19 protein-coding genes are annotated in these 23,247 nt (G+C 51.6%); 9 read left to right on the top strand and 10 right to left on the bottom strand.

The window, feature by feature from the left end; genetic code table 11:
* Window positions 1-41 precede the first annotated feature (41 nt).
* The 3 genes from ispE to H8K43_RS15815 form a co-directional block, all read right to left on the bottom strand.
* Window positions 42-893: a 4-(cytidine 5'-diphospho)-2-C-methyl-D-erythritol kinase gene (ispE, locus tag H8K43_RS15825; RefSeq protein ID WP_186904725.1), complete on the bottom strand. Its 852-nt coding sequence runs from the start codon at window positions 891-893 to the stop codon at window positions 42-44.
* Window positions 890-1,489, bottom strand: coding sequence for a lipoprotein insertase outer membrane protein LolB (gene lolB / locus H8K43_RS15820; protein ID WP_186904724.1), 600 nt, complete (start codon window positions 1,487-1,489; stop codon window positions 890-892). Before lolB ends, ispE begins: the two co-directional genes overlap by 4 nt.
* 95 nt (window positions 1,490-1,584) lie before the next feature.
* Window positions 1,585-3,432: a tetratricopeptide repeat protein gene (locus H8K43_RS15815; protein WP_186904723.1), complete on the bottom strand. Its 1,848-nt coding sequence runs from the start codon at window positions 3,430-3,432 to the stop codon at window positions 1,585-1,587.
* Window positions 3,433-3,705: 273 nt separating this feature from the next.
* Between H8K43_RS15815 and mutM the strand changes: the two genes are divergently transcribed.
* The 6 genes from mutM (at window position 3,706) to H8K43_RS15785 (ending at window position 11,340) form a co-directional block, all read left to right on the top strand.
* The gene (mutM, locus tag H8K43_RS15810) at window positions 3,706-4,527 is read left to right on the top strand and encodes a bifunctional DNA-formamidopyrimidine glycosylase/DNA-(apurinic or apyrimidinic site) lyase (RefSeq protein ID WP_186904722.1); all 822 of its coding nucleotides are present in this window, start codon (window positions 3,706-3,708) and stop codon (window positions 4,525-4,527) included.
* A gap of 122 nt (window positions 4,528-4,649) precedes the next feature.
* On the top strand, window positions 4,650-6,587 hold the full coding sequence (locus tag H8K43_RS15805) for a dynamin family protein (RefSeq protein WP_186904721.1): 1,938 nt from the start codon (window positions 4,650-4,652) through the stop codon (window positions 6,585-6,587).
* Window positions 6,588-6,595: 8 nt separating this feature from the next.
* Window positions 6,596-7,765 carry an A/G-specific adenine glycosylase gene (gene mutY / locus H8K43_RS15800; protein WP_186904720.1) on the top strand — a complete coding sequence of 390 codons (1,170 nt, stop codon included), beginning with the start codon at window positions 6,596-6,598 and terminating at the stop codon, window positions 7,763-7,765.
* Between the two features lie 151 nt (window positions 7,766-7,916).
* Window positions 7,917-9,350 (top strand): alpha/beta fold hydrolase, encoded by a 1,434-nt coding sequence (locus H8K43_RS15795; protein WP_186904719.1) that lies wholly within the window; start codon window positions 7,917-7,919, stop codon window positions 9,348-9,350.
* Window positions 9,347-10,180, top strand: a complete 834-nt coding sequence (locus H8K43_RS15790) for an ABC transporter ATP-binding protein (protein WP_186904718.1) — start codon at window positions 9,347-9,349, stop codon at window positions 10,178-10,180. The genes H8K43_RS15795 and H8K43_RS15790 overlap by 4 nt, the downstream gene beginning before the upstream one ends.
* Window positions 10,177-11,340, top strand: coding sequence for an ABC transporter permease (locus H8K43_RS15785; RefSeq protein ID WP_186904717.1), 1,164 nt, complete (start codon window positions 10,177-10,179; stop codon window positions 11,338-11,340). The genes H8K43_RS15790 and H8K43_RS15785 overlap by 4 nt, the downstream gene beginning before the upstream one ends.
* A gap of 106 nt (window positions 11,341-11,446) precedes the next feature.
* Here the strand turns inward: H8K43_RS15785 and rapZ are convergent, their stop codons facing one another.
* The 7 genes from rapZ to ilvA all read right to left on the bottom strand — a co-directional run bounded on the left by rapZ (window position 11,447) and on the right by ilvA (window position 19,973).
* Window positions 11,447-12,310: an RNase adapter RapZ gene (rapZ, locus tag H8K43_RS15780; protein ID WP_186904716.1), complete on the bottom strand. Its 864-nt coding sequence runs from the start codon at window positions 12,308-12,310 to the stop codon at window positions 11,447-11,449.
* Window positions 12,311-12,312: 2 nt separating this feature from the next.
* Window positions 12,313-13,254 carry an HPr(Ser) kinase/phosphatase gene (gene hprK / locus H8K43_RS15775; RefSeq protein ID WP_162020671.1) on the bottom strand — a complete coding sequence of 314 codons (942 nt, stop codon included), beginning with the start codon at window positions 13,252-13,254 and terminating at the stop codon, window positions 12,313-12,315.
* 37 nt (window positions 13,255-13,291) lie between these two features.
* Complete coding sequence (locus H8K43_RS15770) at window positions 13,292-13,765, bottom strand: PTS sugar transporter subunit IIA (protein WP_186904715.1); 474 nt, start codon at window positions 13,763-13,765, stop codon at window positions 13,292-13,294.
* A 191-nt stretch (window positions 13,766-13,956) separates the two neighbouring features.
* A complete protein-coding gene (locus H8K43_RS15765; protein WP_186904714.1) occupies window positions 13,957-16,665 on the bottom strand; it encodes a sensor domain-containing phosphodiesterase in 2,709 nt (902 codons plus the stop codon).
* A 243-nt stretch (window positions 16,666-16,908) separates the two neighbouring features.
* On the bottom strand, window positions 16,909-17,487 hold the full coding sequence (locus H8K43_RS15760; RefSeq protein WP_222611063.1) for a hypothetical protein: 579 nt from the start codon (window positions 17,485-17,487) through the stop codon (window positions 16,909-16,911).
* 53 nt (window positions 17,488-17,540) lie between these two features.
* Window positions 17,541-18,389 carry an NADPH-dependent 7-cyano-7-deazaguanine reductase QueF gene (gene queF, locus H8K43_RS15755; RefSeq protein WP_186904713.1) on the bottom strand — a complete coding sequence of 283 codons (849 nt, stop codon included), beginning with the start codon at window positions 18,387-18,389 and terminating at the stop codon, window positions 17,541-17,543.
* Window positions 18,390-18,437: 48 nt separating this feature from the next.
* Window positions 18,438-19,973: a threonine ammonia-lyase, biosynthetic gene (gene ilvA / locus H8K43_RS15750; RefSeq protein ID WP_186904712.1), complete on the bottom strand. Its 1,536-nt coding sequence runs from the start codon at window positions 19,971-19,973 to the stop codon at window positions 18,438-18,440.
* 165 nt (window positions 19,974-20,138) lie between these two features.
* Here ilvA and H8K43_RS15745 point away from each other — a divergent pair, with 165 nt between their 5' ends.
* The 3 genes from H8K43_RS15745 to H8K43_RS15735 all read left to right on the top strand — a co-directional run bounded on the left by H8K43_RS15745 (window position 20,139) and on the right by H8K43_RS15735 (window position 23,237).
* On the top strand, window positions 20,139-20,627 hold the full coding sequence (locus H8K43_RS15745) for a YqaA family protein (protein WP_186904711.1): 489 nt from the start codon (window positions 20,139-20,141) through the stop codon (window positions 20,625-20,627).
* A gap of 178 nt (window positions 20,628-20,805) precedes the next feature.
* Window positions 20,806-22,098 (top strand): haloacid dehalogenase-like hydrolase, encoded by a 1,293-nt coding sequence (locus H8K43_RS15740; protein ID WP_186904710.1) that lies wholly within the window; start codon window positions 20,806-20,808, stop codon window positions 22,096-22,098.
* A 698-nt stretch (window positions 22,099-22,796) separates the two neighbouring features.
* Entirely contained in the window at window positions 22,797-23,237 is a 441-nt protein-coding gene (locus tag H8K43_RS15735; protein WP_186904709.1) for a BLUF domain-containing protein, read from the top strand.
* Window positions 23,238-23,247: the final 10 nt, after the last annotated feature.

The following is a 23,247-nucleotide window of genomic DNA, read 5'->3' as shown; positions in this document are numbered from 1 at the left end:
CTTTCGCTATTCTAGCGTAAAACTCGCAACAGACCAAATTTTTATCTCTGCAGCAAATCAACTAAAGGATGTTGATTCAGCGCTTTTGCCTTCCATGATTTCCAGCGACCGGGCATTTGCATTATCACTTTGTCTGCTGCTGATTCATCAGCAAAAGCACAAAAAACACAAGCTCCTGATCCTGTCATCTTCGCATTTCCGAACTTCGAGAGCCACTGTATGGCTTCATCGACTTGCGGAAACATTGCGCAGGCAACTGTTTGCAGATCATTTCTCCAGTAATTTTCTGCATTGCTGGAAAAGTCCGCTATTCTGACGGCCTTACTGTCTCTTGTCAACTCCCTGGACGAAAAAATTGCCGGAGTCGGTACGTGTACGCCCGGTTCTATCACCACAAACCAGCGTTCTGGCGTGCTGATTGCCTGTAATTCCTCGCCTACACCCTCGGCAAATGCATTTTCGCCGAAGATGAAAAATGGCACATCGGCACCCAGCTGCAAACCCAGTGCCATCAGCTCAGTGCGGCTTAGTCCGGTTTGCCATAAATGATTTAAAGCCATCAGTGTCGTTGCCGCATCGGAGGAGCCGCCACCGACACCGCCGCCCATAGGCAGGATTTTATGCAGAGTCAGGTCAGCGCCCAGCGTGGTGCCGGTTTTCTGTTGCAGCAGGCGGGCGGCGCGTACGATCAGATCGCTGTCCGCCGGTACACCCGGCACATCATTGGTGCGCAGAATTTGCCCATCCTGACGTACATCGAAATCGAGCAAATCACAGCGATCTATCAATTGGAATGCGGTTTGCAGCAGGTGATAGCCATCATCGCGGCGACCTGTTACGTGCAGAAATAAATTCAGTTTGGCCGGTGCCGGACATTGATGTAAAGACTTCATGGTGAGGTAGGGGCTTCTAAAATAATCTGCAGGCTGACCTGGCCAGCCTCGGCGGTGTAACGGGATAATTCTATGCGCTTGGGTGAACCCGGCTGATGCCAGCTGGCGTAACGGATTTTCCAGCCATCGGTTTCTACCACCTGATCATTCGCGCTTAAGGCGTTCAGCTGTCCATCAGCCTGGCGTATCTGCCCTTGCAGCCAGTAGCGCAAACCGGATACCGGCAGCGGGAAGTGCAGGCTGTCTTGCAGCAGCTGTTCCAGATTGTCGGCTTGTAGCGGTAGCTTGTCCTGTTGCTCCAGCATCGCTGATTGCGCAGTCTGGGTAATTCTGGCGATAGTTTGTCCCAAGGGATTGTAGAGATCGATGACCAGATTTTGCGCGTTCTGCTTCCAGTCAAAGTTGCCGGGTAATTGCTGTGCCTTGCCATTCTGTTCATAGCGTATAAACAGTTTGCCGCTCAGGCTGATTTGCTGCTGATAGCTGCTCGCAGCTTGAGTCGTGAGCATGCTGCCGGAGGACGGATTGACTGGTATGACGGAGCAGGCGCTGGTGAGTAGCAGCATGCTCAACAGCATGGGTTTGATTAAATGCATAAGGGGAAAACCTGAATGGTCAGAGAGCAGGGCAGAGTGATGCCAGCACAGGCTTACCTGTAACGGTAGTGCCTGTGCCAGTTCCTCATTCCGCTTCAGGGCTTAAACTGAAAGCGCTGCAGCGTGCCTTTTAATGTCGTGTTGCCCGCATCCTTACGGTGCGCTTCACGCCAGATTTTTTTTGCGGCCTCCTGATCGCCTTTGCTCCACAACAGTTCGCCTAAATGCGCCGCGATATCGGCATCGTTACGGATTTCATAGGCACGGCGTAGGGCTTTTTCTGCCTCGTTGATTTTACCGAGGCGGAAGTAAACCCAGCCCAGGCTGTCCAGAATATAGGGATCGTCCGGTGCCAATTGATTCGCCTTTTGCACCAGAGTCAGCGCTTCATCGAGCTTGATATTACGGTCTGCAAATGAGTAACCGAGCGCATTGTAGGCATGCTGATTCTCAGGTGCCAGCGCGATCACTTTACGCAGACTGGTTTCCATTTCTTCCAGACTTTGCTGGGATTCCAGCAGCATTGCATAGTCGTACAGCAGGTCGGCATTGTCCGGGAATTTTTTACTGCCTTCTCTGAGTAGCTGACCGGCTTCCAGCACGGAACCGCGGTCACGCAGTAACTGCGCTTCGGTTTGTATCAATTGCACCTGTTCTGCTTCATTTGCTGCAGACGTGGTTTTGAGTAATTGCATTGCGGCGTCGGCATTGCCGGTGCGTGCTAACAGGTGAGCGCGCCGGATTTGTACATTGAACCAGACCGGATTTTTACCATCATAGGATTCAATTTGCGATAGCCAGTCCAGCGCTTGTTGGTAATCCTTTTTCTCGATGGCGATACGTGACAGGTTCAGCAGCGCGGGGCTCAGATCGCGATCTTCCGGTTTATCTTCAGCCAGCTTCAGATATTGCTTCAGATAGTTTTCAGCCTGCTCCGGCTGGTTACGCTCCATAGACAACACGCCCAGTGTGTAGAGGGTATTGGCGTCATCTGGTTTATCACGCAACAGGTATTCGAATTCACCATAGGCCTTGTCGTAGTCTTTCAGATCAATCAGCAAGCTGGCCAGCGCCAGTCTCACATCGCGTGCCTGCGGATTTTTTTTCAAAAAGCTATTCAGGAATTTAACCGCATCGGCCTGCGTGGAAGCCTGCGCTATGGTCAGGGCGGCGATTTGGGAATCGGATTTTTTGCTGAGCACCTGTTGTGCCTCGGACAGTGCGCGTGCTTTGTTACCAGCTACCATCGCGCCTTGCGCCAGTGCCAGATGCGCTTCCGGAAAATTCTGATACGGTGCCAGCAGTTCTTCCAGCATGCTCATGGCGGCCTGTTTGTCGCGCGCACGTGACAGCAAGCGTTGCGCCTGTAGCATGATGACCTGATATTGCTCAGGACTGGCGGCTTTCAGTCTGTCTGTGTAGACCTGACGGATCTCGCTCAGATTATTATTCATCAGCATGAAGCCCAGGTAATACTGCATGGCTTCATTTGATTCCGGTGCCAGTTCGCGCCACAGCCGGATGGCCGACAAGGCTTCGCTCGGTTGCTTAGCGCTCAGTGCGATTTCGGCCGAGCGGCTGGCAAAGCGCGGGTCACGCGTTTCCTGTGCCGTCGACATCAGGGTGACATAGGCGGCTTGCCAGCTGCCGCGCTGATAGGCGATTTCCGCCATCATCACTTTGTACAGTAATTCGGGGCTCAGGCTGAGTTCGGGCAGCTTATCTTGTGCCGGTACTGGCGTCGCTGGTGTGGCACCCACTTCTTTTTCGGCGGACAGTGCTGCATGGGCAGCGTCACGCGCATGATGCGCATCCTCAGGCTGTAGTGCCGTCTGTGTTCCTAATCCGGCGCAGGCGGTCAGTGCCGCGGCACATGCCAGGTAAGCAGCCGGCCTGAGAGCAGCTACAATAGCGGTCGAAACAACATTGTTCAGAGTTTTCAAGTCGGATCCGAATAGAGAAAAGGATGAGCGATTTTACGCTGAAGTGATCAAAGCGTGGGTTTCTTAGGATTTTATACAATACGATGCCAGTCTTACGATCTGCGTGACTGGTCTTTATCCTCAAATTATTGCTCTGTGTCAAATTGTAAATGCGTTTGTCTGCCTTGATTGCTTACACCATGATGACGGTAAACATGCATCCCGGTCACAAACTGAAGTGGCACAATGGCGCATCCAGCTTTTTAGATTTATCTGCCCAGAAAAGTTCCCGCTATGCCTGAATTGCCAGAAGTTGAAGTGACCCGTCAGGGACTTGATCCACACCTGCATGGACAAATCGTCACCGGCGTCGTGATGCGCAGGGCAGGTTTGCGCTGGTCATTCCCTGAGCAATTGCCCGGTCTGCTTAGCGGACGCCGGATACTGAGCACTGGCAGACGTGGGAAATATTTACTCTTGCACTTTGAGCATGGCAGTCTGTTGATACATCTGGGTATGTCTGGCCATTTGCGCATCCTGCCCGCAGAGCAGCCTGCTGCCAAGCATGATCATCTGGATATTGTGGTCGGTGCCCAGGCTTTACGTATGACTGATCCGCGCCGCTTTGGAGCGGTACTATGGCATGACAATACCGAGGGACCGCTGGAGCAGCATGTGCTGTTACGTGGCCTGGGCGTGGAGCCCTTGCAGGCTGACTTCAACGGACAGTTTCTGTACCAGCAAAGCAGAAAGCGCAGTGCGGCGATTAAACAGGTGCTATTAGCGGGTGACATTGTTGTCGGGGTTGGTAACATCTACGCGTCTGAGAGCCTGTTCAAAGCCCGTATACGGCCACAAACCGCAGCGCAGCGCATCAGTCTGCAGCGCTACCAGTTGTTGGCTCATGCTATTAAGGAAACTTTGGAAAGAGCCATTACTCAGGGTGGCAGCACCTTGAAAGATTTTGTCGGGGTAGACGGGCAAAGCGGATATTTTCAACAGTCTTATTTTGTGTATGACCGTGCGGGCCAGCCTTGCCGTTTGTGTGAACGGCCAGTGCAGCAAATCCGGCAGGGACAGCGCAGCACTTTTTATTGTGCGCATTGTCAGAAATAAGTCAAAAAACCGTCAAAATGCCTGTCCTTTCGGGCAATGCTTGTTGGTAATGCCGTGTTTTGCGTTTTTTTTGCGGCGCTTACATATATACTTGAACGAATAAAAAATTTACTGAGGGGAACATGAGCAATCTGGTTCAAAAATTCCAAGAATATAGCGAATGGCGCAAGGGTGTCGCCCGGGCGCTGGAACAGTATCGCGGCTGGATTAGTGGATCAGACATGGCTGATGCGGCAACTGATCAGCGTCTGGCCCGTTTGCAGGAGCGCCTTGTTGACGATAAGTTATCAATTGCTTTTGTTGCTGAGTTTTCCCGTGGCAAGTCTGAATTAATTAACGCTATCTTCTTTGCTGATTATGGTCAGCGCATCCTGCCTTCATCGGCTGGACGTACCACCATGTGTCCGACTGAATTGCTGTACGACGATACGATTCCGCCTTGCATACGTCTGCTGCCGATTGAAACCCGTGCCGAAGCGCAGTCAACCAGCGAATACAAGGGGCAGAACCATGTATGGAAAGTGCTGCCGCTGAATATCAGTTCAGGCGATGGCATGCTGGAAGCTTTTAAACAAGTCAGCCTGACCAAAAAGGTCAGCGTTGAGATGGCCAAACAATATGGCCTGTTTGATGAAGATGATCCCGATGCAGCGCTGGAAGTCGATGAAAACGGTCTGGTTGAAATCTCTCAATGGCGTCATGCCATCGTCAATTTCCCGCATCCCCTGCTCAAAGAAGGTCTGATCATTGTTGACACGCCAGGCCTGAATGCAATTGGTACCGAGCCTGAACTGACCCTGAACCTGATCCCGAATGCGCATGCCGTCCTGTTCATTCTGGCTGCCGATACCGGTGTGACCAAGAGTGATATTGATGTCTGGCGCAATCATATAGGCTCTGGTATGGGCCGTATGGTGGTGCTCAATAAAATCGACAGCATGTGGGATGAATTGCGTACGACGGAAGAAACTGAGCAGCAGATCGCGCGTCAGGTCAGCACCGTCGCACAGACGCTGGCATTAGAAGAGAAACAGATATTCCCGGTCTCAGCACAAAAAGGTCTGGTTGCCAAAATCAATAAGGATGCGCCTTTGCTGGCTCGCAGCCGTTTGCCCAGCCTGGAATATGCCTTATCGAAAGAGCTGATCCCGGCCAAGCAAGACATCATCCGTTCGCAACTGATCGCAGAAATTACCGAAATCACACATGCACAACAAGCCGTGATTACTTCACGTAGCCGCAGCGTGGTTGAACAAATGCTGGAGCTGAAAAGCTTACGCGGTAAGAACATGAATGTGATCGAGCACATGATGAAGCGCGTCGATGCCGAGAAAAAAGAATTCGATGCGAGCCTGATCCGTATGCAGGGTACCCGTGCGGTATTTACCAAACTGTCGACCGAAGTATTCACCAGCCTGGGCATGGATATCCTGCGTGAGGAAATCCGTAAAACCCGCGAAGCGATGGAAGCCAGTCATTTGACAACCGGTTTGCGTGATTCGATACGCCAGTTCTTTGCGCAGGTCAGACTGAATCTCATTTCCTCTAACAAAAAGACCGATGAGATTTCTGAGATGATGGCGGTGATGTATCGTAAATTCTCGACTGAGCATGGCCTGGCTTTGTCTGCGCCTATGCCTTTTTCACTCGATAAATACATCAATGAGTTAGACGCTATTGAAGTAGTGTGTCAAAAACAGTTTAGCTATACCAAGATGATGAGTAAAACACGTGTCAAGCTGATTCATAAGTTCTTTGATTCAGTGGCAGCGCGCGTCAAACAAAACTTTTTACAGGCAAATAAAGATGTCGAAGCCTGGCAAAAAGTGGTGATGGCACCGTTGGAAGCGCAGATTCGCGAGCATAAATCTCAGCTCAAAAACCGCATGCAATCGATACAGCGTATCCATGTCGCGACCGATAGTCTGGAAGATAAAATCACTTCCTTTGAAACCATGCAGGCTGAGGTCGATACACAGAAAAAAGCGCTGACCGATCTGGAAACCGAACTCAAAGAAGCGCTGGCCGCCAATTTATCCAAATTAAAAGTAGCCGCCTGAATTTATCCATGACCCATGTGACACCGGCGGCTGCGGCCGCCAATTTTTTTTCTGAATATGCACCAGACGCCGGCTTTTCATCCGCTGTGATTGAATGGCAAAAGCAGCACGGCCGCCATGGCTTACCCTGGCAGCAAAGCCGTGCGGCTTACCGCGTCTGGCTGTCGGAAATCATGCTGCAGCAAACCCAGGTCAGCGCAGTCATTCCTTATTATCAGAAATTTTTAAGCAGCTTCCCTGACGTCCATGCATTGGCGCAGGCACCCTCAGAACAGGTGATGGCGCATTGGGCCGGACTCGGTTATTACACCCGTGCGCGCAATTTGCATCAGTGTGCCAAACGCGTGGTGGCTGAGTATGGCGGGGAGTTTCCCGCTGATCCTGTCTTGCTACAGGATTTACCTGGAATCGGAAGATCCACTGCAGCAGCGATCACCGCTTTTTCTTATGGTACCAAGGCAGCCATTTTGGATGGCAATGTCAAGCGGGTGTTGGCGCGTGCGTTTGGCATACATGGTTATCCCGGCAGTAAACCAGTTGAGGATAATATGTGGCGACTGGCCGATGCCTTATTGCCGGACAGCGGCATTGAAGCCTATACCCAGGGCCTGATGGATCTGGGCGCGACCGTTTGTACCCGTAGCAGTCCGACTTGTCTGCTGTGCCCTTTGCAAAAGCGTTGTGTGGCCAAGGCAGAGGGACTGACCGAGCTGCTGCCCTTCAAAAAACCTAAGGCAGCGACAAAACAGAAACAGGCGGTGATGCTGGTGCTGATGCATCAGGATGCGGTATTAGTCGAACGTCGTGCCGATATCGGCATCTGGGGTGGCTTGTTATCACTGCCTGAACTGGATGGCATGCAGGCATGTGAACCCAGCCGCAGCCCCGATCTGCCACAACTGCCCACTGATGCTTTCAACACGGTGATACGGCCATTTGGTCAGGCTGGAACAGGCCGCTTATTACCGGTGATGGAGCATGTGTTCACCCATTTCCGCTTATGGATACATCCGCTGCTGATGGAGTTGCAGCCTGCCGCCGCAAGCTCCCGGTTGGTCGTGGCCGAAGACAAATACCAATGGCTGCCATTAAATCAAGTGCAGGATGCTGCTTTGCCGGCACCGGTGAAAAGCTTATTGCTGAGCCTTGCAAGGAATGTACAGAGCACTGCAAGTTGAATGCTGTGCAGGAGTACATAACGCTGCTTAGTTCAGCATCGTGTTGCAGTATTTAATCGCTGCAAAACCCTGTTTCGTCACATGCTGCCACTTTTTTAATTGTTAGCGATACACTAGGCGTCCCTAAAGTAAATCAACTCAGGAGACTGCCTTGCCCCGTCATGTTTTTTCTCAGCTACTGAGCCTGACTGCCTTACTGGCCGCAGGCGGTGCGCAGGCCGCGACCAGTGCTTGTCGCGTGCCTGATTTTCCACAGGAAGTCCAATGCGGTGTGGTGTCACGCCCGCTCAATCCGGATCAGCCTGCCGGTAAAAAAATCGACGTACATTATGTGGTGCTGCCATCCCAGGATAAAAACAAATTACCGGATGCGGTGTTTTTGCTGGCCGGTGGACCTGGTCAGAGCGCGATACAGGTCGCGGGTTTTGGCCAGGCTGTGTTGGGGCGTCTGAATAAGCGGCGCGACCTGGTGTTTGTTGATCAGCGTGGCACTGGCCGCAGCGCTTCGCTCAGTTGTCCTGAGCTGGAAGCACGCGATGAGGTGCTGGATGAGGTACAGACAGAACGCCGTACCGAGGCTTGTCTGAAGCGCCTGCAAAGTTTGCCGCATGGCGAACTGGGGATGTACACCACCAGTATCGCGGTGCAGGATCTGGACGCAGTCAGACTGGCGCAGGGCTATGACAAAATTAATCTGGTTGGCGCGTCATATGGCACCCGTGTCGGTCTCGAATACCTGCGTCAGTTCCCCGGTTCTGTCAGACGACTGGTGCTGGATGGTGTGGTACCGCCCGATATGGGCATACAAAGCGCCGACGCGCAGGCTGCACTGGATGGGTTGTTTGCCGATTGTGCCAAGCAGGAGCGCTGCAATCAGGCTTATCCGCAACTGGCACAGCGCTGGCAGCATTTGCTGAACAGTTTGCCTAAGCAAGTGACACTGACACACCCGCGTACTGCCGCCATGATGAAGCTGGATCTGCGTCGTGATCAGGTCTTGGGTATGGTGCACCGTACCCTCTATACACCAGCCTTGACCGCGGGTTTGCCCTACGCGATATCGCAGGCGGATCAAGGGAATTTTCAGCCTTTGGTTGGCCTGAGTGGCTCGACCAATCTGCCCGGCCCGGCCGCAATCAATTACGGTATGCATTACTCGGTCTGGTGTAGTGAAGCCATGACCAAGCCTTTGCCAGCTGCACGTAACGAGTTTGAAAAAACGATGAATGGCATGTATGAAAAAGCCTGTAAAAACTGGCCGCGTGGCAAAGTGCCTGAGGCGTTTTATCAGATACCGGTGACTGCCGCGCCCGTCATGCTGCTGAGCGGTGGTATCGATCCGGTCACGCCGATACGCAACGGTGCCGCAGTTGCGCAGGCACTGGGCGCCAACGCGCGGCATATCACGGTTGATAATGCCGGTCACGGACTGCTCGCTCACTCTTGCGTGCGTGATGTGGTGGTTCGCTTTTTCAGTGCCAAGGAAGATAAAGAAGCCCTGGCGACCGACAGCAGCTGTGTACGTCAGATACCCAGGCCGCTGGCATGGATGCCGGTACAGGAAAAGAAGGGAGCTCAGCCATGATTATCGTCGACAATCTGCATAAAGAATTCGTACGTGTAGGCAAAGCAGAAGTGCTGACTGTGCAAGGCATAGCCCGTTCGCTGGGTTTGATGAAAAAGCAGCCTGAGCTGGTGAGGGCAGTCAACGGCGTCAGTTTCAGTGCGGCCGATGGTGCGATTACCGGCTTACTGGGCGCGAATGGTGCGGGTAAAACTACTACCCTGAGAATGATTGCCGCCTTATTGAAACCGGACTCAGGTTCGATACAGGTTGATGGTGTCGCAGTGCAGCCGGGCGCACAATCCACCCAGTCACAAATGGGCGTGTTATCGGATGCACGTGGTCTGTATCCACGATTGACTGCACGTGAAAACATACGCTATTACGGCTTGCTGCATGGTCTGCAGGCAGATGCGGTAGACGCCAGAATTTCCCAACTCGCGCATTGGCTGGAAATGGAAAAACTACTGGACCGCCGTACCGATGGTTTCAGTCAGGGCGAGAAAATGAAAACTGCACTGGCACGTGCTTTGGTCCACGACCCTAAAAACATTATTCTGGATGAACCGACCAATGGACTCGATGTCGTCGCTACACGGGCGCTGCGTGAGTTTTTACGCTGGTTACGCTCAGCAGAAGGCGGCGCCAAATGCATCATCTTTTCCACGCATATCATGCAGGAAGTGGAACGCCTTTGCGATGATGTGGTGATCGTGGCGCAAGGCCGGAATGTGGCGCGTGGCACGGTACCGCAATTACTGGATTTAGCGGGTAAACCGGACTTTGAAGACGCCTTCGTGAAACTCGCATTTTTAAATGATGCCGACGCTGTGAAAGGAGTGCCAGCATGATGGCGACCATAGAAATTCTGAAAAAAGAATTGCGCGATGCCTTGCGTGATCGTCGTACCCTGATGACTGCGCTGATCAGCTCTTTGCTGGGTGTACCCATCATGCTGGTGATCTTTTCAGCCATACTGTCCCAGGTTGAAACTCAGGAAGAAAAGCGTATCGTGATCGCGGTCGGCATGGAGCATGCGCCGCAACTCGAGAACTTCATACAGCGTCAGGGTTATCAGATTCAGGCAGCAGCAGCCGATTACGAAGCCAAGTCCCGCAATAAGGAACTGACCCAGCCGGTATTACTGATCCCGGCAGACTTTGAAAGCAAGCTGCTGAGCGCTGAGCCAGTCCGGCTGGAGCTGGCCTACGATACCTCGAATCGTCAGGCTGAATTCGGCCTGCGGCCTTTGCGCCGCCTGCTCGATGCCTTTGTGCAGGAGAGCATGGTGATGAACCTGACCATGCGAGGTATATCTCCCGACCTGTTACAGACGATAGACATCCGTGAGCGCCATCTGCAAAAACCGGAGGAGCGTAAAACTACGCTGACGGAAATGCTGCCAATGATGGTATTGATGGCGATCGTGGTGGGATGTATGTACGCTGCGATCGACACCACAGCCGGTGAGCGTGAGCGTGGTTCGCTGGAACCTTTGATGATGAATCCTGTAAGTGGCTGGCAACTGGCCGTCGGTAAATGGGGCGCGGTGGCGCTGGTCGGTATGGGTGTGGTGGTGCTGACGATCTTCAGCTTCTTCCCCACCCAGTGGCTGATTAAGAATGAGACTCTGCGGGCAGCTTTCCAATTCAATTTGAAAGACGCCTTCGGTTTCCTGTTCATCTTATTGCCTTTGGCAGCCAGCGTCGCAGCTTTACAGATCGCGATTGCGCTGGATTGCAAGAGCTACAAAGAGGCACAGGTCAGGAATCAGATCGTCACCATGTTTATCCCATTTGTGTCACTCGCACCTATCCTGTTTCCGGGACGTGAACCAGCCTGGTTTCAATGGGTGCCGGTATTGGCGCAGAACCAGATGATGAATCAGGTACTCAAAGGCGAAGCGCTGAATTTCCCGGCCGCCGGTGCAGCACTGATTGTCTGTAGCGGAATCACGCTGACCGCCTTGCTGTATATCGCACAAAAAATGCGAAAAGTGGTAATGGCCTGATCTGATCTGAGCGGGTCTTAGGAGGTCTGAGCCTGAACAAGGAAGTTGAAATAAAAAAAACCGGGAAAAATTCCCGGTTTTTTTTATCATTTTCAGTGCGCTGCGCTTAATGCAGGCGGCGGTGGCGTATCAAAACTTGCTCTGTCGTGAGGAATTGCTGAGTCAGTTTTTCCACCATATAAACAGAGCGGTGCTGGCCACCGGTACATCCTATCGCTACCGTCAGATAGCTGCGATTATCGGCCTTAAATGCCGGTATCCATTTGCGCAGAAATTCCAGGATATCCTGATACATCTCCTGTGCCATGGGCTGGTTGTCCAGAAATTCTATTACCGGTTCATCGCGTCCGGTCAGCGGTCGCAGCGCCAGATCATAGTGTGGATTTGGTATCATGCGTACATCAAACACCAGATCCGCATCCAGCGGCACCCCGCGTTTGAATGCAAATGACTCAAACATCAGGGTCAGCGGTACGTGCTCAATCTGGATAAATTCTCTCACCCATTTACGTAGCTGATTGGCGCTCAGATCGGTCGTGTCGATCACATGCGCGCTGGCCTGGATAGATGCCAGTATTTCTCTTTCCTCTTCTATGCATTCGGTTAAGGTCAGATGAATAGACGCGTGTGCATCAATACCCATGCGATGCGATAAAGGATGGCTGCGGCGGGTTTCTGAGAAGCGTGCGACCAGCGATTCAGTGCTGGCAGTCAGAAATAAAATCCTGACGGTATGACCAGCCTGGCGCAGTTTCTCTATGGTGGCCGGCACTGTGGTCAGTAAATGTGCACTGCGTGAATCCATCGCAATGGCAGTTTTCATTTGCGACTCACGCTCCAGTGTCGCGATCAGTTCGGGCAGTAAGGAGGGCGGCAGATTATCAACACAAAAATAACCTGCGTCTTCCAGTACATTTAGCGTCACCGATTTTCCTGAACCGGAAATACCTGAAATCAATATCACATCCATGTTCAGTCTCCCGCTTCCATGGCGCGACGCTGGCGTTCCATAAAGTCCTCCAGTGTATTGATGCCGCGCAGCTGCAGGATAGTGTTGCGTACCGCCGCTTCCAGCAAAACCGCAATATTGCGGCCAGCCGCTACTGGAATCACGACTTTGCGTATCGGCAGACCCAGCACTTCTTCGGTATGTGAATCGATAGGCAGGCGTTCATAATTTTCTTCCAACGTGCTGCGTCTGACCAGATGCACGATCAGCTTCAAACGCATTTTGCGCCTGACCGCCGTCTCGCCAAATATGGTTTTTATATCGAGTAAGCCCAGGCCACGTACTTCCAGCAAATTCTGCAGTAATTCCGGACAGCGGCCTTCTATCATATTCGGCGCAATGCGTGAAAATTCCACCGCATCATCTGCTACCAGGCCATGACTGCGTGAAATCAGTTCCAGCCCCAGTTCGCTTTTTCCTAAGCCGGACTCACCGGTAATCAGTACACCTACGCCCAGCACATCCATAAACACGCCGTGCATGGTGATGCGTTGCGCGAGTTTTTTCGACAAATAAACACGCAGATAATCGATGACCTGTGCTGATGGATAGGGCGTGGAAAATAAGGGAATATTGTTATCGTCGCAGGTAGTCAGAAACGCCGGTGGGGAATCCAGACCCTGCGCTACGATCAGTGCAGGCGGGCCACCGGCCACCAGTTCACGGATCAGATTAGCGCGCGAGGCATTCGACAGGCGGTTGTAGTAAGCAAGTTCCTGATGCCCGAGTACCTGAATACGGCCAGGATGAATCAGGTTTAAGTGGCCGACCTGATCGGCCGAAGAAGCGGCATCGCCAGTGATTTGTTTATCCGCTCCGGCAAAGCCGGCAAACCAGCCCAGCTGCATGATATCGCGGTTGTCATCGTAGATTTTTTGTATCGTTAATTCTGTAAATATTGGCATGGCGGGAAAATCAACAATCTGCGAAGACGATCAGGCGTTAAACAGCAGGAGGTAAATTCGGGCGCCAGGCCAGAATTTTATCGTAGACGACACTGGCATTGGCCTCAGTCTGTAACTCATCACGGAATGCTTCATTGGACAGCATTTCAGCGATTTCAGAGAGTATGGCCAGATGCTGTTGCTGTACATTGTCAGGCATCAGTAAAAAAATCAGCAGGCTGACCGGCTGTCCATCCGGCGATTCGAACGGAATCGGATCTTTCAGGCGTACAAACGCGGCAATCGGCGCTTTCAAGCCCTTGATACGACCATGGGGAACCGCCACACCATGCCCGAGTCCGGTAGAGCCCAGACGCTCCCGCGCGAACAGATTATCCGATACGGTGGAACGGGCGATGCTGCAGTTATTTTCAAATAACAAGCCTGCCTGTTCAAATGCTCTTTTTTTGCTGGAAATTTCCAGATCCAGCAGCACATTGGAAAGGGGCAGAATTTTTGCAATATTTGTCATGGTGCGAAGAAAGTACAGCTGCGATAGGAGCTAGACATGCAAATTATAGGCTGGAATTGAATGCTCAGTGTAATTAACTTAAGTCTGGACTTTGGCAAAATTGTTCCGGCAAGTCCAGACGACACAGCCATGACGAATTGTATGAGCAGGAGCCATAAGGTCGCTGAGGCAGTTTTACCTGCGTCCGGAGCTTAGTCATTGTGCCAGCTGCGCTCAAACAGAGTTTCAAATTCGGCCGCAGGTACTGGAGGGCTGAAGTAATAGCCTTGCATTTCCTGACAGCCAGATCCGGCCAGGAATTGCACCTGCTCACGGTTTTCCACACCTTCGGCAGTGACGCTCATTTGCAAGGCCTGTCCCATCGCGATAATCGCACGTGCCAGCGCGACGGAATCCGGGTTATGCGGGATATCATGAATAAAAGAGCGGTCTATCTTCAGGTTATCAATTGGAAAACGCTGCAAATAAGACAGCGAAGAAAATCCGGTACCGAAATCATCTAATGAAATACTGACACCAAGCTGACGCAGACTCTCAAACATAGGCAGCAAAGTATCGAGGTCTGCCATCAGCAGCCCTTCGGTAATTTCCAGTTGCAGTGCATGCGCGGGTAAGCCGGTTTGCTGCAAAGTGCGCTGTATGAACTTACATAAGCCAGTATCCTGAAACTGTTTAGGCGAAATATTGACACTGATGACCAGATCCGCGTGATGCTGCTCACGCCAGTGCTGTGTTTGCTGGCAAGCCTGTTCCAGTACCCAACGCCCAAGCGGCAGGATCAGGCCGATTTCTTCCGCAATAGGGATAAACTCGGCCGGAGAAATCAAGCCCAGTCCCGGCATCTGCCAGCGCAGCAATGCTTCGGCCCCAACGATGCTGGAATTGCTCAGGCATAGCTTGGGCTGGTAATACACGCGGAACTCCTGCTCTGCCAGCGCGCGGCGCAGATTGGTTTCCAGCGAGTAGCGATGCTGGGCCCGCACATTGAGTTCGGTGGTAAAGAACTGGTAATTATTGCGGCCACATTCTTTGGCATGATACATCGCAGAATCAGCGCAACGCATCAGCGTCGCAGCATCCTGGCCATCATGCGGAAAGACGCTGATGCCTATCGAGGTGCCCAGATGATATTCGTTGCCGTCTATGATGAATGGCTCGCGCATGCACACCAGTACCCGTTCACCCAGTTCACGTAAATAGACTGCATCCCTGACTTGTTCCGCAATGATCACGAACTCGTCGCCACCTAAGCGCGCCAGCATATCGGTTTCACGTATGCAGGAATGCAGGCGCCCGGCGACATTGCGTAACAGGCTGTCGCCAGCTGCGTGTCCTGCAGTGTCATTTACATTTTTAAAACGGTCCAGATCCAGAAACAATAAGGCGACATGTTGTCGCTGCTGCTTGGCCTCGCTGATCGCTTTATCCAGGCGCTGATTCAGCTGATGCCGGTTCGGCAGGCCAGTCAGGGCATCAAAACTGGCCATCAGATTAAGTTGACGCTGGGTTTCCCTTACTTCTGTGGTATCGGTAAATGAAATCAGTACGGCCGAGGCATATTGACTGTTTTTGCCGGAAATCGGTAAGCAATTGACCAGCAGCCAGACCACAGAGCCATCCTGCAATTCCATGCCTATCGACAGATCCAGTATGGCACGTCCATTGCGGAAGACCTGGGAGGCGGGATCTTCTCCCAGTTTTAAGGTATCGCCATTTTCTGTAAAAATACGTTTGAAATAGCGGTGGCGACGCCCTACCGAGTTGATATCTGCAATTTTGAGGATGCGCAGTGCGGAAGGATTGGAAGTCAGGATCTGACCACCGGGTCCTATCACCATGATGCCTTCAGTCAGGTTGGTCACGACAGAACGGTAACGCTCCTCGCTTTCTTCCAGACTTTGCTCCATATTTTTTTTATCAATAGCCAGTGCAATCAGATCGCAGGCATCCATAATCATGGCCTGCTCATCATCATCCGGCGTGTGTGGATGACGGTAGTACACATCGACCGTACCCAACAGGGAGCTGAACGCCGTAGAAATTGGGGTAGACCAGCTCGCACATAAGCCATTTTCGGCAGCCAGTTGTTTCATTCCACCCCAGACCGGACTGTGCTGTATATCCTGTACGATAGTAATACGGTTTTTCAGTATCGTTGCTGCGCTACAGCCATTGTTTTCCTGTACTTTCAGCTGCAATATCCGTTTTACAAACGCTTCCGGCAGCGAAGGGGCGGCGCCCAGATTCAGCACTTGCTGTTCCGCATCGTAAAGACTGATCGCGCATAAGGCGCCGTTGTCCAGCAAGCGCTCCATGCGATCGCACACATCTTCCAGGATATCGGCCAAAGGCTTATCCAGTGCGATCATTTCCAGGATTTCTTTTTCGTGGTGCAGCGCTTCATGCACCCGGCTGCTCTGATGTTTGACTTCGTTGATTAATTGTTCAATGGTTTGCTGCGCCGGGGAAGGACTTTTGTATTGCCGTGCGCTGAGTAAAATAGCGCTCTGTTCACCGATCAGCAGGCCTTTGCTGTAAACCTCTACGTCTGCAGTCTGCCCATCCAGTGCTACACATTGATAATACTGCGGGCCGGGAATGCGTTCATTCTTGCCAAGCTCAAATAACTGACGTACCGCAAGGTGATACTTGCCTGTCAAAAAATCTTCCGGCCGCATTCCCATGATCTGCTCAGTGCTATTGGCTTTCAGCAGCTCCAGCCCTGCCTGATTGGCATACGCGATTTTCTGATCGAGCAAAACAAAGATCGCATCCGGCTGCATGTCCAGCATGCTGCTATGCCATTCTGAGCTGACGGTGAGCACAGCTGGCGCAGGCTCAAAATTAGGTTTGGACGGTATCACGACAACGTAAAAACAAGGCAGCAACAAGTTCAACAAAAAAAGTCAGCTGCATCCTGATCGGAGTTAGCGACTCGCATAATATGCTTCTTAGTACCTGTGTGGAAATGCAAATTAGTGTCAGTCTGTTACATCGCTTACATTGCTTACAGATATTCTGACTGCTATGTGTCCGTATGCATGGCAAAAACGAGTAAACACGCATGCCCGATCATTGTCTTATGCCATCAAATTGACGCAAGGCAATGATCATCGCAAATACGGATGGCGTCCGTCAATCGTTTAGTTTAGATCGATACGTACGAATAGCAATAAAACGTCACCATTGCCTTTATTTTTAGAAAAACGTGGTACATAGGCCGCCATCAGCTTGCTGTGGCGGGTACCGACTGAGGCAACCGGCAATACGGCCGGGAAGGGGAAGCCACCAAAGTAGTCAGTACGGCTGATCAGCAAACCAGTCGCGCCTACGCCGACTTCCAGTTTTTCTGACAAGGGTTTGGTCCATTGATAGGCGTAGCCGACCATAGGCTGAGGCTTAAAGTGGGAATCTGAAATCACCATGCCGTAGATGGATTCTTCATTATCCTTTTCATCACGCATGACTTTGCTGAAACCCAGTCCCCAGGCACGTTCATTCAATTCAGCGATACGTTCTGCGGTATAGGTGTTGCGTCCATGGTGAGCATAGCCCGACAGCATTAAAGACAACTGGCCATTGTCATACAAGCCAACGGCCTTGTTTTTATATTTTTCCCACCAGCTGGTGTCGGTTTTTTCCTGAGCCATAGCGGCCAGGGGTAATGCAGCGGCAAGGCATAAGCCTACGCGTAGCAAAGTTTTTGTGAAATAAGACTTCATGGGTCCAGTTGAGTAAATAGTTAAAGGATTAATTGAAAGTGTTTGCTGAGTATTTATTGCCGCGCATTGCGTGCATTGCCCGGTGCCTGAGCAGTGGAGAAATTGCTGCGCCATGGATTGATATCCAGTCCGCCACGTCGTGTGTAACGTGCATACACGGCCAGTTTCTGCGGCTGACACTGACGCAGAATATCGACAAAGATGCGCTCCACGCATTGTTCGTGAAACTCATTGTGATTGCGGAAGCCTATCAGGTAACGTAACAGGCTTTCCTGATCGATCTGCGGACCGACGTAATGGATCTGTACACTGCCCCAGTCGGGCTGACCGGTGACCAGGCAGTTAGACTTAAGCAGATGCGAAACCAGGGTTTCTTCGACTATCGCTTCATCGCGGTTAGCGCGCAATAATTCCGGTGCCGGATGATAGCTATCCACTTCGATATCCAGCCGGTCGAGTAAAGTGCCGCTGAGTTCCTGCATCTGCAATTGGGAAAACTGTTCCGGCAGCGTCAGGCTGACGGAAACATGGGCGCCAGCTGCTGCGCTCAGATCGCGTTGTAAAGTCTGGATCAGCGTGTCGCTATCCACTACCTTGGTCTGGTTGAAAGAATTCAGATACAGCTTGAAGGATTTCGATTCTATGATGTTAGGGGAGTCTGCCGGTACATGGAAACGTGCAATCGCAACTTGTGGCTTACCACGTTGATTGAGCCAGGACAGTTCATAGCCATTCCAGATATCCACGCCAAAGAAGGGCAGGGTGCCGCTGACACCGATTTCCTCGCGTTTGGCACTACGCGGAATCGGGAACAGCAGGGATGCATCATATTCTGCCTTGTAGGTGGCGACTTTGCCCAGCTGGGATTGTTCCGGTGAATTCAGTGTGTGGTCTTGTGTCATGGTTTTAAAGTTCTAAAGCGCTTACAGTTCTTAAAATTGTTGAAGAACTCAGCCTAAAAATAATTTGTATACTGGATTCTGACTCTCATCCCAGTAGCGATAGCCCAGCGTGGACAGGAAGGAGCGGAAGTCCTTCATTTCTTTTTTCGGTACCTGCAAGCCGACCAGCGTACGGCCATAGTCGGCGCCGTGATTACGATAGTGGAACAGGCTGATATTCCAGTTCGGTGCCATGCTGTTTAAGAAGCGCATCAATGCTCCGGGACGCTCAGGGAATTCAAAGCGATACAGCAGCTCATCCTGCGCCAGACCACTCTTACCACCGACCAGATGGCGGATATGCAGCTTGGCGAGTTCATCATGCGTTAAATCCAAAGTTGGGAAACCATGTTTCTCAAAATTTTTGGCAATCTTGCTGGACTCCAGCTTGTCATTGACCTGGATGCCGACAAAAATATGCGCGGCTTTATCATCGCTGATGCGATAGTTGAATTCAGTGACATTACGTGCACCGACCAGTTCGCAGAAACGACGGAAACTGCCGCGCTCTTCGGGTATGGTCACGGCAAATACGGCTTCACGTGCTTCACCGACTTCGGCGCGTTCAGCCACAAAGCGCAGCCGGTCAAAATTCATATTCGCACCGCAGGCTATTGTCACCAGAGTTTCGTTTTTCAGCGGTTTTTTCTGAGCTTTGGCGCGCTCGATGTAGGCTTTACAGCCAGCCACCGCCAGTGCACCGGCGGGTTCCAATATGCTGCGCGTATCCTGGAATACGTCTTTAATTGCAGCGCAGACCGCATCGGTATCAACCGTGATGACTTCATCCACATACATTTTTGCGAGGCGGAAGGTTTCTTCACCCACCAGCTTCACTGCAGTACCATCCGAGAACAGGCCGACATCGTTCAGCGTCACCCGTTTTCCTGCGGCCAGACTGCGTGCCATGCCATCAGAATCTGTGGTTTGCACACCGATGATCTTAATGTCAGGGCGGATTGCTTTGACATAGGCGGATACGCCCGCAATCAGGCCACCGCCACCAATTGCAACAAAAATCGCATGAATAGGACCAGCGTGCTGGCGCAGGATTTCCATACCCACCGTACCCTGACCGGCGATCACATCCGGATCATCGAAAGGATGGACAAAGGTCAGCTTACGTTTTTTTTCCAGCTCCAGCGCATGGGTGTAGGCATCGGAATACGAGTCGCCATGCAGCACGATTTCCACCAGTTCGCCACCATGCGCACGCACCGCGTCGATTTTTACTGGCGGAGTGGTGGTCGGCATCACGATCACTGCTTTGCAGCCGCGTCGTTTGGCGCTCAGTGCCACGCCCTGTGCATGATTGCCAGCGGAAGCACAGATCACACCGCGCTTGAGCTGGGCAGCATTCAAATGGGCGATCTTGTTATACGCGCCGCGAATTTTGAAGCTGAACACACTTTGCATGTCTTCGCGTTTGAACATAATTCGATTATCCATCCGGGCTGACAGGCTGGGTGCGAATTCCAGCGGTGTTTCAAAAGCCACGTCATAGACGCGTGCAGTCAGGATCTTTTTCAGATAATCAGTGCTCATATGCGTTCAGGTTGAATCTGAGCTCAGTAACAGGCTCAGTTGGGTTGATAATAGCGGTAGTTGAGCGCCTATTATAATGGATGCGCTTTTGAGACCCGCAGGCTGAATGTAATATCGCTGAATTGAACCTGAATTGAAACAGAATGAAAGCTGAATGGAAGCCGAATGGATGCACTGATACACTGGATTTTTGAGGTTCTGGCAGTGCCCGAGGTGGGCTTGCTGTCAGTCTTTATTGTTAGTTTTATTTCGGCAACATTGCTGCCCATGGGCTCAGAGCCTGCCGTGTTTGCCGTCATCAAAGCCAATCCCGAACTATTCTGGCTGGTGATCGCGGTCGCTACCGTCGGTAATACGCTGGGTGGAGCGGTCGATTATGCGATGGGCTACGCGGCAGAAAAGGCTTTTCACAAAGAGCGCAGCAGTTTCTGGTTTGGCTGGCTGGAAAGGTTCGGCCCGAAAGCCATGCTGCTGGCCTGGTTACCCATTATTGGTGATCCGATTTGCACCCTGGCAGGCTGGCTCAGGCTGCCGTTTTGGAGCAGCTTGTTGTACATGGCAATCGGTAAGTTTCTGCGCTACGTGACGATTACGTTTTTATTATTGAAAGTGCCAGATGGATTTTGGCGCCGTCTGGTGGAATTGTTTTCCTGAAATCAGGCTGACCTTACGCCAGGATTCAGGTAGTATTTTGCCATTTGTTTCTGCTGGGTATGTTTTTGTCGTAACGGTGTCATGAATCGCTGACATACTCGCGGGTTACTCATATAGTCGGTCAGCGTGGATGCGCTGGTCAGTATTTCGTTTCACTATCTATTAAAGGATCATAACGATGCAACACACAGACAAACCACGTCGTGGCTTTATTCAGGGATTGATGGCAACGGCAGCTGGTGCCACACTGGCAGCTCCAGCGCTGGCGCGTCCGGTAGCCGCGGCCGTACCGGCCGTTATCCTGGACAGTGCGAAATGGGCGCCACGCAATCGTGAACTGATCGCTGCTTTGATCGCTAAGCATGGCATCACCAGCAAGACCTATAATCCTAAGCGCAAGCCTTACGCTGTGTTTGACTGGGATAACACCAGTATCATGAATGACTGCGAAGAAGCCTTGCTGCTGTACCAGATCAACCAGCTCGCCTTTAAACTGAGCCCGGCAGAATTCTCTGCGATAGTGCGTCAGAATGTCCCGGCTGGCAATTTTGCGCCTGACTTCAAAAATGCGGCCGGTAAAGTCGTCGATCTGGAAAGCATTTGCGCCGATCTCGACAGCGATTACGCCTTCCTGCACGCGAATTACAAAGGTCTGGCCGGCAGCCGTACGCTGGAAGACATCTCAACTACTGAACAGTTCCTCGACTTCCGCGCCAAGCTCTACTTCCTGTACGAAGCAGTGAATGATACCCACGGCGTCAATGTCGGCTATCCATGGGTGATTTACTTCTTCGCTAACATGAGCGTCAGCGAAGTACGCAAACTGGCAGAAGCCTCGCATGACGCCAATCTGGGTATGAGTCTGGTTAAAGCCAAATTCACCAGCCCGGCTTCTCTGCCTGGTAAGGCCGGTGTGATCACTGCTTCGCATTCTCAGGGCATACGTCTGTGCACCGAAGTGGCGACACTGATGGATACTTTCCGCAATCATGGTATCGATGTGTATGTGAGCACCGCTTCGCTGGAAGATGTGGTCGCAGAGTTCGCCACCAATCCTAAATACGGTTACCACGTCAAGCGTGAAAACGTACTCGGCCTGCGTCTGGAACAAGACGGCGAAGTTTACAAAAACGCCTATCGCAAAAACTGGACACTGAACTGGGGTCCGGGAAAAACTATCGTGATCAAACAAGAACTGGTCGCCAAAAAAGGCTATGGCCCGGTATTTGTTGCGGGTGACAGCGATGGCGACTACGACATGCTGCGCGACTTCCCGGAAACCGAAGTCGGCCTGATCGTCAACCGCCTGAAAAAAGGCAAAATCGGCGAATTGTCCAAAGCCGCCGCCGACGCACTGAAAGAAGCGCATCCACGCTTCCTGCTGCAAGGCCGCCAGGAATCGACAGGTAACTGGTTGCCTGTAGAAACGACCCTGAAGTTAGGTAAGACTGCAGCAGCTTTGTTGGGCTAATTTAACGGGCTGTCAGCGCATAGGCGCTGGTTTGCAGAAAACCCTCAGCGCACTGCGGTAGCTGAGGGTTTTTTTTGATTCACGTCTCAGAGGCGCGAATGTGTATATGCGTGATTAAGTATTTTTACGCAAAATCTATACTGATGCATTCCAAAAATCTTCTTTTCCTTACGCATTCATTCAATCAGTATTCTGCTTCGTTTTCCTGTTACGGTTTGTCTGATGCAACTGGCGCATGACTGGCCGTGAAATTCAATTGAATCGCTGAAAGTGCATATCTGTTTATAAATTTACTGGTATTTTGGCAAGTCATATACATATAATTCTTTGCATCAACCAGGGCCTGTTAACATTTGCGTGATTGCTTGCATCCTCCGGCGCTTTGCCGACACATAGTCTTGCGTTGTTATGTCAGAACTGACGCAAATTGGTGCAGGTAAGGCTAAGAACCCTTTGGTGCATTAGGAGGCAACGCTGCAAACGATGTCCGTTTCGCCAGCAGGCAACATCATAGCGACTCAGGCAGTGCAAATTGTACGGTAAAGAGTGAAGCTCGCCGGAACATCGTCCGGCTAGTGTGTTTGCGTAGTTGAGAAAACCTATGTGGCAGTCTCCCATCCGGTTGCATTTGATTTGCCCGACATGTTGCGGTTTGCGGAGCTTCCTGAATCCATCGACGTTCGCGCTTATATAAAACAATGCCAAAAAAACTTTATGCCTTAGCCTACATCAGTACTGCAACAGAACGATTAAGTACTCCAGAGGCGATTGATGCTTTACTTGTAGATGCCAGAGCCTTCAATCGTAAGTGCGATGTTACCGGGGTGCTGTTGCATAATGACGGTAGTTTTTTTCAATACCTTGAGGGTTCTAAAGACGCAGTTGATCTCGTCTATGAGCGTATTCGTCGTTCTCTCTCTCATCGAAATATTTGTGAGTTAGTGAGCGAACCCATACTCCTGCGTCACTTCTCGTCCTGGTCGATGGGATTCGCGGAGGGCTCGGCCTCAGAGCTGCAAGCGATTGCCCAGGCGCACTGGAACCATGAACGCAGCAATCTCAAGGGGGCATCTCATGTGTCGCCTGGTTTAAAGTTGTTACTGCACTTCTGGCAAAATTCCAAGCGCTGTGTCGCTTGATTTTTTCATT

The organism is Cognatundibacterium curvum, from assembly GCF_014284235.1.
Classification (GTDB): Bacteria; Pseudomonadota; Gammaproteobacteria; order Burkholderiales; family Burkholderiaceae_D; genus Undibacterium; species Undibacterium curvum.
Note: the sequence above shows the minus strand (reverse complement) of the source record. Positions and strands in the feature narration are given on the sequence as shown.

Excerpts from the sequence above, each read along its gene's own strand:
- ispE (WP_186904725.1), bottom strand. The coding sequence starts at position 893 with ATGAAGTCTTTACATCAATGTCCGGCACCGGCCAAACTGAATTTATTT.
- lolB (WP_186904724.1), bottom strand. The coding sequence starts at position 1,489 with ATGCATTTAATCAAACCCATGCTGTTGAGCATGCTGCTACTCACCAGC.
- mutM (WP_186904722.1), top strand. The coding sequence starts at position 3,706 with ATGCCTGAATTGCCAGAAGTTGAAGTGACCCGTCAGGGACTTGATCCA.
- H8K43_RS15805 (WP_186904721.1), top strand. The coding sequence starts at position 4,650 with ATGAGCAATCTGGTTCAAAAATTCCAAGAATATAGCGAATGGCGCAAG.
- mutY (WP_186904720.1), top strand. The coding sequence starts at position 6,596 with ATGACCCATGTGACACCGGCGGCTGCGGCCGCCAATTTTTTTTCTGAA.
- H8K43_RS15790 (WP_186904718.1), top strand. The coding sequence starts at position 9,347 with ATGATTATCGTCGACAATCTGCATAAAGAATTCGTACGTGTAGGCAAA.
- H8K43_RS15785 (WP_186904717.1), top strand. The coding sequence starts at position 10,177 with ATGATGGCGACCATAGAAATTCTGAAAAAAGAATTGCGCGATGCCTTG.
- rapZ (WP_186904716.1), bottom strand. The coding sequence starts at position 12,310 with ATGGATGTGATATTGATTTCAGGTATTTCCGGTTCAGGAAAATCGGTG.
- hprK (WP_162020671.1), bottom strand. The coding sequence starts at position 13,254 with ATGCCAATATTTACAGAATTAACGATACAAAAAATCTACGATGACAAC.
- H8K43_RS15770 (WP_186904715.1), bottom strand. The coding sequence starts at position 13,765 with ATGACAAATATTGCAAAAATTCTGCCCCTTTCCAATGTGCTGCTGGAT.
- H8K43_RS15760 (WP_222611063.1), bottom strand. The coding sequence starts at position 17,487 with ATGAAGTCTTATTTCACAAAAACTTTGCTACGCGTAGGCTTATGCCTT.
- queF (WP_186904713.1), bottom strand. The coding sequence starts at position 18,389 with ATGACACAAGACCACACACTGAATTCACCGGAACAATCCCAGCTGGGC.
- ilvA (WP_186904712.1), bottom strand. The coding sequence starts at position 19,973 with ATGAGCACTGATTATCTGAAAAAGATCCTGACTGCACGCGTCTATGAC.
- H8K43_RS15745 (WP_186904711.1), top strand. The coding sequence starts at position 20,139 with ATGGATGCACTGATACACTGGATTTTTGAGGTTCTGGCAGTGCCCGAG.
- H8K43_RS15740 (WP_186904710.1), top strand. The coding sequence starts at position 20,806 with ATGCAACACACAGACAAACCACGTCGTGGCTTTATTCAGGGATTGATG.
- H8K43_RS15735 (WP_186904709.1), top strand. The coding sequence starts at position 22,797 with ATGCCAAAAAAACTTTATGCCTTAGCCTACATCAGTACTGCAACAGAA.